Origin of the sequence: Bradyrhizobium huanghuaihaiense (assembly GCF_025200885.1) — a bacterium.
In the GTDB taxonomy this organism is placed as follows: domain Bacteria; phylum Pseudomonadota; class Alphaproteobacteria; order Rhizobiales; family Xanthobacteraceae; genus Bradyrhizobium; species Bradyrhizobium huanghuaihaiense.
Map to the genome: position 1 here is coordinate 4,753,941 of NZ_CP104172.1, position 14,338 is coordinate 4,768,278.

15 protein-coding genes and 1 tRNA gene are annotated in these 14,338 nt (G+C 63.8%); 11 read left to right on the forward strand and 5 right to left on the reverse strand.

All coding sequences use genetic code 11. The features are described 5' to 3' along the window. Window positions 1-70: 70 nt before the first annotated feature. Window positions 71-289, forward strand: a complete 219-nt coding sequence (locus N2603_RS22660; protein ID WP_260424098.1) for a hypothetical protein — start codon at window positions 71-73, stop codon at window positions 287-289. 9 nt (window positions 290-298) lie between these two features. Here N2603_RS22660 and N2603_RS22665 read toward each other — a convergent pair whose 3' ends face one another. Together N2603_RS22665 and glmU are read right to left on the reverse strand one after the other, a co-directional pair. Beyond that, window positions 299-484, reverse strand: coding sequence for a hypothetical protein (locus tag N2603_RS22665; protein WP_260424099.1), 186 nt, complete (start codon window positions 482-484; stop codon window positions 299-301). Between the two features lie 45 nt (window positions 485-529). Next, window positions 530-1,897, reverse strand: coding sequence for a bifunctional UDP-N-acetylglucosamine diphosphorylase/glucosamine-1-phosphate N-acetyltransferase GlmU (gene glmU, locus N2603_RS22670; protein WP_260424100.1), 1,368 nt, complete (start codon window positions 1,895-1,897; stop codon window positions 530-532). Window positions 1,898-2,071: 174 nt separating this feature from the next. Between glmU and N2603_RS22675 the strand changes: the two genes are divergently transcribed. The 3 genes from N2603_RS22675 to N2603_RS22685 all read left to right on the forward strand — a co-directional run bounded on the left by N2603_RS22675 (window position 2,072) and on the right by N2603_RS22685 (window position 5,238). Further along, a complete protein-coding gene (locus N2603_RS22675) occupies window positions 2,072-3,427 on the forward strand; it encodes a hypothetical protein (protein ID WP_260424101.1) in 1,356 nt (451 codons plus the stop codon). Between the two features lie 140 nt (window positions 3,428-3,567). Then, entirely contained in the window at window positions 3,568-4,704 is a 1,137-nt protein-coding gene (locus N2603_RS22680) for an HNH endonuclease (RefSeq protein ID WP_260424102.1), read from the forward strand. 153 nt (window positions 4,705-4,857) lie between these two features. Further along, window positions 4,858-5,238, forward strand: a complete 381-nt coding sequence (locus tag N2603_RS22685; RefSeq protein ID WP_260424103.1) for a hypothetical protein — start codon at window positions 4,858-4,860, stop codon at window positions 5,236-5,238. On the opposite strand, the gene N2603_RS22690 is transcribed toward N2603_RS22685, so the two are convergent. Next, window positions 5,198-6,757, reverse strand: a complete 1,560-nt coding sequence (locus N2603_RS22690; protein ID WP_260424104.1) for a glycoside hydrolase family 17 protein — start codon at window positions 6,755-6,757, stop codon at window positions 5,198-5,200. The genes N2603_RS22685 and N2603_RS22690 overlap by 41 nt on opposite strands. 326 nt (window positions 6,758-7,083) lie before the next feature. Between N2603_RS22690 and N2603_RS22695 the strand changes: the two genes are divergently transcribed. From N2603_RS22695 to N2603_RS22715, 5 genes are all read left to right on the forward strand, one after another. After that, window positions 7,084-7,677, forward strand: coding sequence for a beta-1-3, beta-1-6-glucan biosynthesis protein (locus N2603_RS22695; RefSeq protein WP_260424105.1), 594 nt, complete (start codon window positions 7,084-7,086; stop codon window positions 7,675-7,677). A gap of 216 nt (window positions 7,678-7,893) precedes the next feature. Beyond that, complete coding sequence (locus N2603_RS22700) at window positions 7,894-10,563, forward strand: glycosyltransferase (protein ID WP_260424106.1); 2,670 nt, start codon at window positions 7,894-7,896, stop codon at window positions 10,561-10,563. A 325-nt stretch (window positions 10,564-10,888) separates the two neighbouring features. Further along, a tRNA-Lys gene (locus N2603_RS22705) sits at window positions 10,889-10,964 on the forward strand. Between the two features lie 584 nt (window positions 10,965-11,548). Then, on the forward strand, window positions 11,549-11,707 hold the full coding sequence (locus N2603_RS22710) for a hypothetical protein (RefSeq protein ID WP_018642108.1): 159 nt from the start codon (window positions 11,549-11,551) through the stop codon (window positions 11,705-11,707). 97 nt (window positions 11,708-11,804) lie between these two features. After that, entirely contained in the window at window positions 11,805-11,963 is a 159-nt protein-coding gene (locus N2603_RS22715; protein WP_260424107.1) for a hypothetical protein, read from the forward strand. A 43-nt stretch (window positions 11,964-12,006) separates the two neighbouring features. Here the strand turns inward: N2603_RS22715 and N2603_RS22720 are convergent, their stop codons facing one another. Beyond that, complete coding sequence (locus N2603_RS22720) at window positions 12,007-12,192, reverse strand: hypothetical protein (RefSeq protein WP_260424108.1); 186 nt, start codon at window positions 12,190-12,192, stop codon at window positions 12,007-12,009. A gap of 146 nt (window positions 12,193-12,338) precedes the next feature. Between N2603_RS22720 and N2603_RS22725 the strand changes: the two genes are divergently transcribed. Together N2603_RS22725 and N2603_RS22730 are read left to right on the forward strand one after the other, a co-directional pair. Next, entirely contained in the window at window positions 12,339-12,509 is a 171-nt protein-coding gene (locus N2603_RS22725) for a hypothetical protein (protein WP_260424109.1), read from the forward strand. A 511-nt stretch (window positions 12,510-13,020) separates the two neighbouring features. After that, on the forward strand, window positions 13,021-13,263 hold the full coding sequence (locus tag N2603_RS22730) for a hypothetical protein (RefSeq protein ID WP_260424110.1): 243 nt from the start codon (window positions 13,021-13,023) through the stop codon (window positions 13,261-13,263). 45 nt (window positions 13,264-13,308) lie between these two features. Here N2603_RS22730 and N2603_RS22735 read toward each other — a convergent pair whose 3' ends face one another. Further along, on the reverse strand, window positions 13,309-14,010 hold the full coding sequence (locus tag N2603_RS22735; RefSeq protein WP_260424111.1) for a hypothetical protein: 702 nt from the start codon (window positions 14,008-14,010) through the stop codon (window positions 13,309-13,311). Window positions 14,011-14,338 lie beyond the last annotated feature (328 nt).

The window sequence follows — 14,338 nt, forward strand, 5'->3', positions numbered from 1 at the left end:
CCTTTAACCCCGCACGTTAACTTGTTGTCAACAAGTTTGACCAACGATTCCGGGGTAGGAGAACAAGGCCATGAAAGGCTCATCCGACCGCAAAGGTCTGTCGTCGTTGTATCTGCGTGCCAGCGAGACCTCGGGCACGCACCTCGCCCATTGGCCGCCGCCCCAGCGCGGCAAGGAAAGCAAGCCGGTCTTCATCAAGCATAAGCAAGGCGAGCCGGCCAAGCGCGCCAAGCCGCGCGGCTGGCGCCTCACCCGCGCGATCTTCTCGGAATTCGCCGACGACGAATAGCGGCGCGCCTCACCATCCCAGCACCAGGGCGAAGACGAGGAAAACGACGAACGCCCAGAACGCAAGTCCAGTGACCAGCGACGCGGTCTCGGTCGGGCGGGGATCGCCGATCTGTTCCAGCACCCATCGTCCCGGCGGCATGCCGACGCGCTTGACGAGGAATGAGATCGGATCGTCGACGAGGTCGTCGTCCATGAGCGCAGCCCTGGCAACACCGATCGGGCGCCGGCACGTGGCCGCTCACTTCTCCGGCTTCTTCTCGGTTTTCTTGCCGCCCGTCTTCATCTCGCGATAGCGCGCCGCACCGCCTTCGCGGATGGTCTGCTGGTTGCGCTCCAGCGCCATGGCATCGTCGGGCACGTCGCGCGTGATCACCGAGCCCGAACCGATATAGGCGCCGTTGCCGATCTTGACCGGCGCGACCAGCGAGGAATTGGTGCCGACGAAGGCGCCCTGCCCGATGATGGTCTTGTGCTTCTTGAAGCCGTCGTAGTTGCAGGTGATGGTGCCGGCGCCGATGTTGGAATTGGCACCGACCGTGGCATCGCCAATGTAGGAGAGATGGTTGACCTTGACGCCGGCCTCCAGCGTCGCCGCCTTGGTCTCCACGAAATTGCCGATGCGCGCGCCGTCGCCGAGTGAGGTGCCGGGACGAAGCCGCGCATAGGGGCCGATCGAGACCTTCTTGCCGAGCGTGGTCTCGACGATGTGCGAGAAGGAATGGATCACGGCGCCGTCGGCGATCGACACGCCCGGCCCGATCACCACGAACGGCTCGATGGTGACGTCCTTGCCGAACACCGTGTCGGCGGACAGATACACGGTCTCGGGCGCGATCAGCGTGACGCCGGCCTCCATCGCCGCCTTCCGCAAGCGCGTCTGCATCACGGCTTCGGCCTCGGCGAGCTGCGCCTTGGTGTTGATGCCGCGCACTTCGTCTTCGCTGGTCTCGATCACCACGGACTCCCATCCCTGCTTGCGGACGATTTCGACCGCGTCCGTCAGATAATATTCGCCCTTGGAATTGGCATTGCCGATCTTGTCGAGGATGTCGAGCGCGCGGCGGCCGTCGATCGCCATGACGCCGGCATTGCACAGATCGATCTTGCGCTCTGCTTCGCTCGCATCAGCCTGCTCGCGGATCGCGACCAGGCGGTCGCCCTCGACGATGAAGCGGCCATAGCCGGTGGGATCGGCGGCGCGGAAGCCGAGCGCGGCAATCGCCGCGCCCCTTTCGAGCGGCGCGCGCAGCCGCGCAAAGGTCTCGGCCGAGATCAGCGGCGTGTCGCCGAATGCGATCAGGAGATCGTCGGCGCCGCGCGCGATGGCCTCGCGCGCCGCCAGCACCGCATGCGCGGTGCCGAGCCGTTCGCTCTGCACGAAGGTGAGCGCGTCGGGGCGGATGCGCTTCGCCTCATCCGCCACCGCCTGATGATCCGGTCCGATCACGACAGCGAGCGAGGTGCCGGTTCCCTTCGGTGCGGCGGCGAGCACATGGGCGAGCAGGCTCTGGTGAGCGACGGGATGCAGCACTTTCGGCAGGCTCGACCGCATGCGCGTGCCTTCACCGGCGGCGAGCACGATCGTGAGGCTGGAACGGGCGGTCATCGGAATCCTGTCAGATACGGCCGAATCAATTGGCGCGGCAGGCGGCGCGCCGCCCTCGTGAGCTGCCGCCTTGCTACCCCCGCAAACGCCCGGAATTCAAGTGCGACCGAGTTTTCCTGTTAATGTTCCCTGATTGATTCGGGGAAGCCGGACAGGGCTGGGCATTTAACGTTCATGGCAAAGGATTCCGACCCACTGGCGGACGCCTTCGGCACCAAGGAGACCGGCGGGCTGTTCTCCGGACTTTTGGCCGAGGAAAGCGCGTTCGACCGCCGCATGATGTGGCGGCTGGGCTCGTGGGGCGTGGCCGCCGTCGGCGCCGTCGTCGTTGCCGTGATGGCCAACCAGGCCCAGCTCGGCTGGCGCCGTGACCAGGTCGCCTCAGCCGATCTCGCGCGCCAGGCCGACCGGCTGCAGCTGCTGACCAAGGAAAGCCAGAACGAGGCCCGCCGCCTCGCCGCCGCCATCGAGACGCTGAACACCGATCGCGACCGGCTCTATTCACGCGTCACCGTGCTGGAGCAAGGACTCGATTCCGTCACCGGCGCCATCGCCAGGCAGAGCGCAAAGCCGCAGGACACACCGGCCCCTGACGCGCAGCCGGCGGCGGCTGCGCCCAGCGTCGGGCCGGTGGCCTCGGTGCCGGCGGCCCCTGGCGACAAGCCGCGCGCGGCCGCCAAGGACCAGGCAAAGGAGTCCATAAAGGACGCAGCGAAGGAGCCGGCAAATCCGCCGCCGCAGACCGCTGCTGCCGCCTCCCTGGTCTCGCAGGCGCCGGCAACGACCTCGGCGCTGCCGATGCTTCCGCTGGTGCCGTCCAAGTCGATCATGGCGCCGCCCGATCCCGCCGCATCCAGACTGGTTCAGCCCGAGACGGAGAAGAAGCCGGAGCCCACGCCGGCCCCGACCGAAGTCGCCGCGGCCGCACCAGCCAAGGCGCCGGAGGCAGCCGAAGCCGAGGCGCCGGCGATCGCGGTCCAGCAGACACGCTTTGCGATCGACCTCGGCGGCGCCAACTCGATCGACGGCCTGCGCGCGCTCTGGCGCGGCTTGACCAAATCCAATCCGGAAGTCGCGGCGCTACGTCCGATCATCATGATCAAGGAAGGTGGCAACGGCATGCAGCTGCGCTTGGGGGCCGGTCCGCTGATCAACGCCGCCGCCGCCGCAAAGCTCTGCGCCGGACTATCCGAGAGCAGCCGCCACTGCGAGACCACCGTGTTCGACGGCCAACGGCTGTCGATGCGTGGCGGTTCGGAGAAGGCGCAAGAGAAGGGACAAGAGAAGTCCCAGGACCGGGTTCAGGAGAACAACGCCGAGAAGACGCAGGACGCGGCGCCTCAAGCCGAGACTGCACCCGCGCCCGCACCAAACGCAAAACCGGACAAGCGCCGCCGCAGCTACTCTTCCAAGCGCTCATCGAAGCGCGAGGAGCCGGCGCCTGCCCCTGCACCACAGCAGCCCGCGCCGCAGGCAAAGCCGGAGACGGCGTCGGCCGGATCGACGCTGACGTCGTTCTTCAGGCGGTAGAGTGCCCGCTATCGTTTAGACCGATCAGTTGTGAGCCCTGCCTGACTAGGGAGGCTGGCGATCGCAAAGGGCCGGCTAAGCTTCGTCAACGTTATGCACGGGGCGCTCCATCGCGCACTACTCTCCTCAGGATTTGCTCCATGAGATACGCGCCGGTTAAGCATTGCATCTATTGCGGCGACACCTCCTACTCACAGAGGAGAACAAAGCTTGGTGATGAGCACATCATCCCCGAGGGGCTGGGCGGAGATCTTATCTTACCAGAAGCGAGTTGCGCTGAGTGTGAACGCGTTATCAATCGAACAGAACAATTCTGCCAAAAGAACATGTTAGGCCCGTTTAGATATCAGGCCGACCTCCCAACGAAACGCCCTAAAGATAGACCGAAGACACTACCAGCCCAAAAGATCATGCCTGACGGATCGGAGAAGACGGTCCAAATTCCTATCGCTGAGTATCCTGTTCATCTGCTGTTACCCAAATTTCCCCTCCCACAACTCATGCTCCCGTATCCGCTGCGTCAGAGCAATCTGGAGATGTATTTTCAATTTCCCCAGAATCATCCTGCTTGGACCGGCCCCACGCCAAGAATGCTCTCAGCACCAAACGGAGAGCTTTTTGCGGTCTTGCAAGATTCCGGAATTTCAGTCCCGACAGGTCGAACGGATCCGGTCCGCTTCGGACGAATGATCGCTAAAATTGCTCATGCGTTTACCGTCGCCGAGCTAGGTGACACAAACTTTCAGCCTCTTCTGACCCCAACACTCGTGGGAGCGCCCGAAACTCCAATTCACTGGCTAGTTGGCGGATCAGTTAAGGACAGACCGGCTGCAAGCCCGCGGCATGCCATCCGGCTCGACATGGAAACCCATCATGGCCGCCGATTCTATGTCGTGCGAATAAGATTGTTTAACGATCTTGGGTTCCCGGACTACGTTGCCGTGAGCGGGATACACAACGACCACCCCCATAGGCTCGTTCGAAAGATGATGAAAGCAACTTCAAGGACGGTCTTATCCTTCCAACGCATCACTCCGCTTGTTGGTCAAGAAATCCGATTTCGACCTGGATTGACCGATTTTATGTGCTCGCGCTGCGATCGTATCGTGTGCCGCGGAGGCGATATACCCGACGGCGTGACCATTCGCTGCCTTTCTTGCCAAACTTGGAACGTGCCATTTAATGATGAACGGCCGTGGCGCATACCGTACTTGGATCTGGACAACGTGCCGGAGCTACCGGAAGAAAATCCGCGTGCCGAATGGGACGCCTCATAGTATCGATTTGTGATGCCCCCTGCGTAGGCGGGGCCGGACGGCGGATAGAGACGTGTTTCGCGGATCACTGCAATCGCCAAAAGTCGGCCGAATCCGCAGGAAACCTCCACCTGCCCTGTTGCCCCCTTCCCCCATCCCGACCATATTGCGGCCATGACAAAGAAGCCCTTCCGCCTCACGCCCTACCAGGTGCAGTTCCTGATCGTCGTCGGCTTCGTATCCGTCGGCTATGCGCTTTACCTGCGCTATCTCGGCATCGAGCTCTCGACCGTGGGCCTTGCCTGCGACGCCGGCCTGCAGACGCTGATCTGCAAGGCGCGCGCGGTGTCGACCGTGCTGTTCAAGAATTCGGTGTTCGGCATCGTCGCGCTGGTGGTGGCGACGCTCAACCTGATGCGGCCGTCGATCGTGCTGCTGACCGTCGGCATCATCGCCGCCGGCCTCGGCATCGTGCTCTACAATGTCGTGCTGTCGGGCCTTGCGATCGGCCTGCTCATTCTTGGATTTGCTCGGCCCGCGCCCGCCACAGCGTGAGCGCAAGCAAGAGATAGATCGCGCAGGTCCACAGCGACTGCCAGTTGTCGCGCCCCTCGTTGATGAGGACATAGACCGCCGACAGCGCGAGCACGCCGGCGAACACCGCTTCCGCAATCGGACGCTGGCCGATCTGCGGACGGTTCAGCATCAAGAGCGCGAACGGCAGCACCGCCATCGTCAGCGAGGCGTAGGGGAAGTCGTGGTAGCGCGGGTCGAACACGAAGCCGAGCGCGGTCTCGGCCGCGATCACCGCGGTCACCGCCAGCGTCAGGCCGAGCACGGCGGTGAGCTTCGACCATTTCCGGCCCTCGCGCGGACCGAGCAGATCGAGGAAGGTCGGCAGACTGCGGCCGATCACCATCGCCTGCGCGCAGAAGATCGGCGACAGGATGCCGGCGAGCAGCAGCGCGCCCCAATGCACCCAGCCGCCGAGGCCGAGGCTCTCATAGAACATCTTGTCGGCGCCGATCCCGAGCAGGCTCCCCGCCGTCGTTGCCGAGATCGCAACACCGAGCCAGGCCGAGAAGCGCGGCGTCCACGGCCGCCGGCGCAGCGTGATCAGCGCCACCGCGAACACCAGCACGCACAGGCCCATGCCGGCGCCCATGTACCATTTCCAGTACGGGAAATTGCTGATCGGCTGGCCCGGCGGATATTTCAGGTTCCGGCGCACGGAGTCATAGAGTCCCCAATAGCCGCCAACGGTCCCTTCCAGCTTGCGCTTCCACGGCTGGTCGTAGGACTCGATCAGGTTGACGCGAAACTTGTTCGCCTTTGCAAGGCTGAGGATTTCCGAAACGACGCGCGCCTGGTTGGTGCGTGACGGCAGCGCGCCCTCGCGCATGCGCCCCGCGCTCGGCCAGCCGGTTTCGCCGATCAGGATCTCCTTGCCGGGGAACGCCACCGCCATGCGCTCGCGGATCGCCTCGACATGGGAGGCGGCGAATTTCGCCTTGACCGGAAAGTCCTCCCAATAGGGCAGGATGTGGATGGTGACGAAATCGACGGCGTCATAGACCTCGCGGTTCTTCAGCCAGAACTCCCAGACATCGGCATAGGTGACGGGCACGCTGACCTGCGCCTTCACCGAGCGGATGATGGAGACGAGGTCGGCGGTCGTCATCTCGCCGCGCAGCAGCACCTCGTTGCCGACGATCACCGCGGTGATGACGCTGGGGAAGTCCTTGGTGAGACGGACAGCGAGCGCGGCCTGCTCGAAATTCTTGGTGCGGTTGCTGGAGAGCCAGATGCCCTGCAGCACCTTCATCCCGCCGACCTTGGCGGCGATCGCCGGAACCTGGTCGAGCCCATTCTCCATGGAATAGGTGCGGACGCAGTCGGTGATCTCCTTGAGCTGGCGCAGGTCCTGCTCGATCTGGTCGGCCTCGATATGGGTCCATGCGTTCAGCGGCGACTGCTCGCCGCGGAACGGCGCATAGGAGACGCATTGAACCTTCTCGGCGGGATCGATCGGGGCGCGCGCGAGCGTGATTGGCGTGGCCAGCCACCACCACACGGCAGCAATCGCACCCAGTGAAACGAGCAGAAGCGCCAGTGGCGTACGAAGAGAAATCGGTTCCGTCCTCCGCGAAGGGCCGTCGATTACCTGCTCGCACGCCGTCTGCCAAGGGGGCACTCCAGGTGGATCCTCCGCGCCCCCAGGGAATTTACCTGCGGCCGTTCGACAGAGGCCTAGGATTGTGACTTTGCTGGACAAAATTCGAAATACAGGTCATGGGACTCGGCGGGATTTTTCCGCCGCATTGGAGACCCATTTGGACGCCATCACGGCGCGTCCGCGGGATCCTGACGCGGGCGGTCAGTGGAGAAGTTGGGGAATTCATGCGGCAACGGGTGCGTCAGTCACGAAATGCGGTCCTGCGGCAGTTCGCCGCCACCTTGGCCGTATCCGCCCTTCTTGGTCTGGCCGGCCTTAATGGTGCCTCCGCCCAGAGCGGCACGCCGGCCCCCGACCAGGGCAAGGCCGCCGCCCAGCCCGCCGACGCCGCCAAGGACGCCGCCCAGAACCAGCGCCGCACCGACGAATTCGCCGAAGCCGCCCAGGTCATCAACGGCCCGGCCGGCAACCCTGAGTGCGTCTGGCTCGGCCGGCGCGTGGTGCGGCTGATGTGGCGGGATGACCTCGATACCGCGTTCCGCCATCTCGACCTCTACGACCGCTTCGGTTGCCCCGGCGGCCATATCCAGGCGGCGTTCCGCTGCCTGACCCGCTTCGGCGGCCAGATCGATCCCAAGGTCGCCGAGACCCTGGATAGCCGCGTGCACGCATGCTGGATCAACCCGGCCTCCCAGCCGCAGCAGGCAGCAGCTAGCGCGTCCCAGCCGGCAGCGCCGACCGCCGGCAATGCGCCTGCCCCGCAGCCGGCCGCGAGCCCCTCGCCTGCGGCAAGCCCGACACCGGCGCCCCAGAAATAGTCGCGATCGTTTCAGCTCTCGTTCAGGAACGATCGGCCATAGACGCGGTTGGCACTGCCGCGCCTCGTTCGAAAAGCCCATGCCCTCATAAGGACATGAGCCCATGACAGTTGTGAAACCGCGCGGCAGAGGTATGCTCCATTTGCCGCGGACTTGGTCGGATCTCGGGGTCGGGTCCGCTTCCCTGCCACCTCAGCCCCTTTTGGTTTAGCCGCGATGCGCGTTGTCGCCGCCGTTCTGTTGCTCGTGTCCGTGCTTCACGCTGGGCTGTGGGGAGTCTTGCGCGACAAGGAACCCGCTCCCGATTTCAGGGGCCTCTTGCCCAGCGTCTCCTACGCGCCGTTCGAAGGCTCGGCCCACCCCGACATCGACAACATCCCGAGCGTGGAGAAAATCCGCGCCGACCTGAAGACGCTGTCGACGATGACGCGCGCGATCCGCCTCTATTCGTCGACGGGCGGCGTGGAGCTGGTGCCGCCGATCGCGGCCGAGTTCGGCCTCAAGGTCACCGTCGGCGCCTGGATCGACAAGGACAAGGATCGCAACGAGCGCGAGATCAAGGCCGCCATCGAGCTCGCCCGCAAGAACAGCAACGTCGTCGGCGTCGTGGTCGGCAACGAGGTGATCTACCGCGGCGAGCAGAAGGTCGAAGACCTCATCGACATGATCAAGAAGGTCAAGGGCTCGGTCCGCGTGCCCGTCACGACCGGCGAGATCTGGAACATCTGGCGCGACAATCCCGACCTTGCCTCCAACGTCGATTTCATCGCCGCCCACGTGCTGCCCTACTGGGAAAACTTCCGCTCGGACCAGGCGGTCGACCAGGCCGTCGACCGCTACAACCTGCTGCGCAATTTGTTCCCCGGCAAGCGCATCGTAATCGCCGAGTTCGGCTGGCCGAGCCAGGGCTACAACTTACGCAACGCCGACCCCGGTCCGTTCCAGCAGGCGCTGACCTTGCGCAACTTCGTCAGCCGCGCCGAAGCCATCGGCATGGAATACAACATCGTCGAGGCCATCGATCAGCCCTGGAAATTCTTCGAAGGCGGCGTCGGTCCGTACTGGGGCATTCTCAACGCCAGCCGCGAGCCGAAATTCGCCTGGACCGGCCCGGTGGAGAACCCCGACTATTGGAAGCTGATGGGAATCGCGCTCCTGGTCGGCGTCCTGCTGTCGCTGCCGATCCTGCGGCTTGAAAAGCCGACCGCAAAGCAGGCCTTCCTGCTGTCGGCGACCGCCAACGGCGTCGGCGCCTGGGCGGCGACCGTGTTCGCGTTCTGGAACAGCCACTATTTCATCTTCGGCTCGGCCTTCGCGCTGACGCTCGGCATGATCCTCCTTGTTCCTCTTGTTCTCATTGCGATGGCGCGCATCGACGAGATCGCGGCGGTGGCCTTCGGCCGCCCGCCGCAGCGGCTGCTCGCCAAGGGCAAGCCGGTCGAGAATGTGCCGGAGAATTACTATCCGAAGGTGTCGATCCACATCCCCGCCTACTTCGAGCCGGTCGACATGCTCAAGCAGACGCTCGATGCGCTGTCGCGGCTGAACTATCCGAACTACGAATGCGTCGTCATCATCAACAACACGCCCGATCCCGCGTTCTGGCAGCCGATCCAGGATCACTGCCGCGCGCTCGGTGAACGCTTCAAGTTCATCAACGCCGAGAAGGTGCAGGGCTTCAAAGCCGGCGCACTGCGGATCGCGATGGACCGCACCGCCGTCGATGCCGAGATCATCGGCATCCTCGATGCCGACTATGTCGTCGATCCCGACTGGCTGAAGGACCTGGTGCCGGCGTTCGCCGACCCGCGCGTCGGCCTCGTGCAGGCGCCGCAGGAGCATCGCGACGGCGACCTGTCGATCATGCACTACATCATGAACGGCGAATATGCCGGCTTCTTCGACATCGGCATGGTCCAGCGCAATGAGGTGGGCGCCGTCATCGTGCACGGCACCATGTGCCTGATCCGCCGCGCCGCGATGGACATGGCCGGCGGCTGGTCAAGCGACACGATCTGCGAGGACTCCGATCTCGGCCTTGCGATCCAGGAGCTCGGCTGGACCACGCACTACACTCGCCACCGCTACGGCAAGGGACTGCTCCCCGACACCTACGAGGCCTTCAAGAAGCAGCGTCACCGCTGGGCCTATGGCGGCCTCCAGATCGTCAAGAAGCACTGGCGGAACTTCCTGCCCGGCAAGAGCCGGCTGACGGCCGACCAGAAGCGCGAATACGGCCTCGGCTGGCTGAACTGGCTCGGCGCCGAAAGCCTCGGCGTGGTCGTGGCCCTGCTCAACCTCGTCTGGGTGCCGATCGTCGCCTTTGCCGACATCGCCATTCCCGACAAGATCCTGACGCTGCCGATCATCGGCGCCTTCATCGTCTCGCTGGCGCACTTCCTGTCGATGTACCGCGCCCGCGTCGCCATCAAGCCCGGCCAGATGCTGGGCGCCATGATCGCGGCGATGAGCGTGCAGTGGACCGTGTCGCGCGCGGTTGCGCAGGGCCTGATCACCGAGCACATCGCCTTCGCCCGCACCTCCAAGGGCGGCCTGTCGCGGATGTCGATCGAGTTCCAGGCGTTCTGGGAGGCCGTGATCGGCATCCTGCTCCTGGTCGGCGCCGGCGTGCTGGTCGCGTCCAACAGTTTCCGGCAGATCACCGAGATCTACATCTTCGCCGGCGTCCTGGTGCTGCAAAGCCTGCCGTTCCTGGCGGCGGTCGCGATCGCCATCCTCGAGCTCAGCCGCATCAACTCGTTCCAGTTCTGGCGCGACAGCGCGATCCGCACCGCCGAGCTGATCGGCCTGCGCCCGGTCGCCCTGCCGACCCCCGCCGGCACGCCGCAGCCGGTGCCGAACGAGGTGCGGCGGGAGGCGAACTGACGGCCGAAGACATCGCGGCGCGGGCGAGCCCCCCGCGCCGGCGTCCCATACGGCAGTTCGGCGTGGATGGCGCCCCGCCAATCGGGTTGAAAATCCCGCCTTAAGCTGCGGGCACCGTAAGCAAATCCCCGCTCCTGCCACGAGTTTCGGCAGCCACCCCCGCTATTGACCTCCGCAGCCACTCCCCCTACACAGCCCGGGCCGAAAGCATGATCCGGAAACAGCCGGTTTTCCCCGCAACGCGAGTTCAGCGTGGCGGCAAGACATGCTTCTCGAATGTCCGAAGACGATGGCGATCTCTTTTCGAAGCCATCAGCGGCCATGGGAGCGCGTAGCTCAGCCGGTAGAGCACGTGACTTTTAATCACGGGGTCCTGGGTTCGAGCCCCAGCGCGCTCACCACAGCCAGCTCAATGACAATGAGCCCAACATTTCAAATCATATCGACGGATCTGTCCTCGGTCAGGGCGACGACCTTAAACGTGGCTGTCATGTGCGAAGGAGGACGTAGGACGGGTTGAGCTCTTGCGAAACCCATCACTCGTTGCTGCGATCCGTCATCGCCTTTCGAAGCGATCCTCAAGAGCCGCGGAGGGCCCCCCGACCGGTTCGCCGGCGATGGGGATATCGATAGCGGGAGAAAAACGGCCCCGGCTGGGGTTTCGTGGTGGGCGTTGAGGCCGGGGCCGTGGGTGCTTGGACCTTGGGGAAGCTCAAGCGACTTCGAGCCTACTCACAGATCGAAGCGCGTTCTGTTCGCTTCACAACATTGTCGGTACTGTTACGGACAGGAATAGCAAACTCTTGCGCAACGAATGACCGAACGAGACTGGAGGCAGCCCTTCGACGATCCGATGCACTTAAGCGTGCTGGACCACCGTCCCTACGTCCCCATCCACCGCGCCCGCCGCGAGGCATTAGGAACGTTTCCAAGCGCGGGGACTCTTACAGTCGCAATCGGTCCTGTGTTGCTCGTGGATCGAACGATGGACAAAGCTGTTGCCTATGCCATCTCAGTGCTCCTCGTGGGCTTCGGTGCCTGGATACTGATCGCTGGCCTTTCCTCTGGCTCGCCCGTCCTTTGGACCGTCGTGGCGCTGGTCCCGATCACGATTGGACTCGTGAGCGCTTTTGGTCCGGCGTGAGTGATGGGGAAAATCGGCGTTGGGTCAGCGCGCCTGCATTTTCCGAATCGACGTTCCATGGTCGCTCCGCTCATGCGTCGCGTTCAGGGGTGTAGGTGTGAGCCAGTTTCTATCGATGCTGCTGCTAGTGACCGCCGTCGTTCTGACCGTCTGCTTCGGCGTGGCGGCCTGGCGCCTCTCTGACGAGAAGGATCTCGACGTCACTGGTCAGATCCCGCGTCAGTCCTATGGATGGAAGGCGTCTCCGACCCGGTAACCCCCGCGCTCGCCTCGGCCGTCACCCGGCTGCCGAAGGGGCCCTACGTTCCAGCGCCTTTGTGTCGCTCCAGCATCGCCAGCTCGACCTGTTCCGCGAGCACGGTCAGATGATTGGCCAGCCGATCAAATAGCTCACGCTTGGCTTTGTCGGTCGCAAGATCGCGGATCAGTGCGCACTCGGCAGCGTCCGTGCGCAACTTCTCTAGCTGAGCCTTGTAGTCTTTCATCGCTCATTGCCCGATTGCCACTTTTTCCCGAATAATTCGACAGGGAAGCTGCAGAGTCAATCCAGCTTGCGGAGGAGGCCTCCCCCAAAACGCCGCGAGACAACACGCAAGAAAGGTGTAGGATTCGAGAAACAGGAGGGAGCGGCATGTTTGAAATCAACGGTTTCGACACGGCAGGCGTCGTCAGCCTCAAGCGGCCGTCGCTTGCGGCCGCCCTCAAGAAGGCCAGGGAACTGGTCGAGGACGGGTGCTGGGACGTTCAGGTCGTCGATCCCACGGGCCGGGTCTACACCTCATTCGAGGAACAGGCCGCCTAGCCACTCCGCCTTCGCCAACCACCCCATCGGATCGGCGGCGCGAGGTGACAACGCAACCGATCGCGGTGGCTATCCGCCTCGGCCGACATTGGACGAGGCACTGTTCAGCCAGCGCTGCGTTGCTTCATCGCTCCAGCCGGGGACCGCGAAGCGTGCCCGAGGATCTTCGTCTGCGCCGAAACGATCGACCGCGGGATAGCGCGGATGATGTGTGCGGGAGCGATGCGCCGTCGCTGCGTTCGCAGCCGCGCACAGCACAATCAACAGACCCAAGGCCAGAACAGAGCGCATCATACCAGTTCCAATCGAACGCCGCCCGGGTTGATGTGATGCGTCAACGATCCCGCCGCAATCCAACGCGGCATCACAGCTCAGCGATGGACAGGTGACGGCAACACTGTTGCGGCGGCCCGGACCAGCCCTCAACTGCCGCGCGCCATGCCGTTGCCAATCAACTCGTTTAGGAGCACGCTCTCTCCAGGCGCTCAAGACGCCGCACAGGGAGAAATACATGAAGGAACATGGCCTGGATGGTCGCCACCGCGACAAGGATGGTGGGATCAGCAAGAAGCATGGCGGCACGCTGGTCGGCACGTTGCGCAAGATCTACGGAAAGGGTTTTGCGGCCGGCTATCCCGACACGACCCAACTCAGCGAGGTGCTGCTTCAGTTGAACGAGACGTCGCTGAGCCAGTTACGTCGCGATCACGACACCGGGCATTTGCAGCACAAGATCGACCACGCCTCGAAGTGACGGGCTGCACTCGGCCAACCTTGTTCAGTCAGGGAGTTAACGCCTTCAGCTCTCCGGAGCCGACGCCGTAGCCGGCACGCTCAGCGGAGCTCCTCCAACCGACACAGGCCCTACAGGCCCTATAGGCCGTATAGGCTCTATAGGCCCTACAGGCTTCGATTCCCGCGCCATCCGCCTGCGCATCGTTGCGGACAGTCCAAAGCGCGCATTCGCTCTCCGGATGGAGGACGTAACGTCCGACATCATCGTATTCTGTAGCGCGTCGACCTTCGCGATCAGCGTGGACAGCTGCGACGATATCTTCCTCACATCGACCCGTTCGTCCGTGATGCTCTGTCGCAGGGACAGGAGCACCAACGTATCCTGCTGCTGCAGAACTGCATTTTGCTGCACCAAGGCGTTGTTCTCCTGCAGCGAAGCCGTGTGCTGCTGCTGGGCCGACTGGATATCCTTCAAGGCCGCGACGACGGGATCCGGCTTTGGCGCGGACGATTCCGGGCGCGGAAACAGTTCAGCCAACTTGCGGACATTGAGCGACGGAAGATCGGACGGCCATGTATAGATGGCCGCCGAACCGTTGATGGCGAGGGCACATACCGAGAGCGCCAGCACCGATTTCCGGCTGGACCGCCTGGTCGGCACGGGAGCTTCCGGAGCTTCGGGTTCGGGTGCTGCGGCGGCCGCAAGGGCTGCGGGGTCGAGTTGTTCGACGAGGCCTTGCGCTTCGGATGTCGTGGTCATCTGCATTGACCTCATGAGCGAGCAAAAGGAAGCCGTCGCCGGAACGTCGTCGCGACGCCTCCCTTACGCAGCACCCATACACAACTGCCTAAAATTGTGAGCTTTTTGGATTAATTCCACGTTAGCGGGCGGGCCCGGTCACTCCGACCGAATACGGGGTCCATGCGACGGGATGACTCATAGCCGGGGGCCAAGCTGACAATGGATGTCGTGCGGCCCACCGAACACCGCCCTCCGCACGAAGCAGCCGTCTCCGCGGCGGATTTTCCGAAGGTGACAGAATGCCACTGTTTTGCCCGACGGGTCAAACCGGCTGCGAGCCGGAAGCATGGCG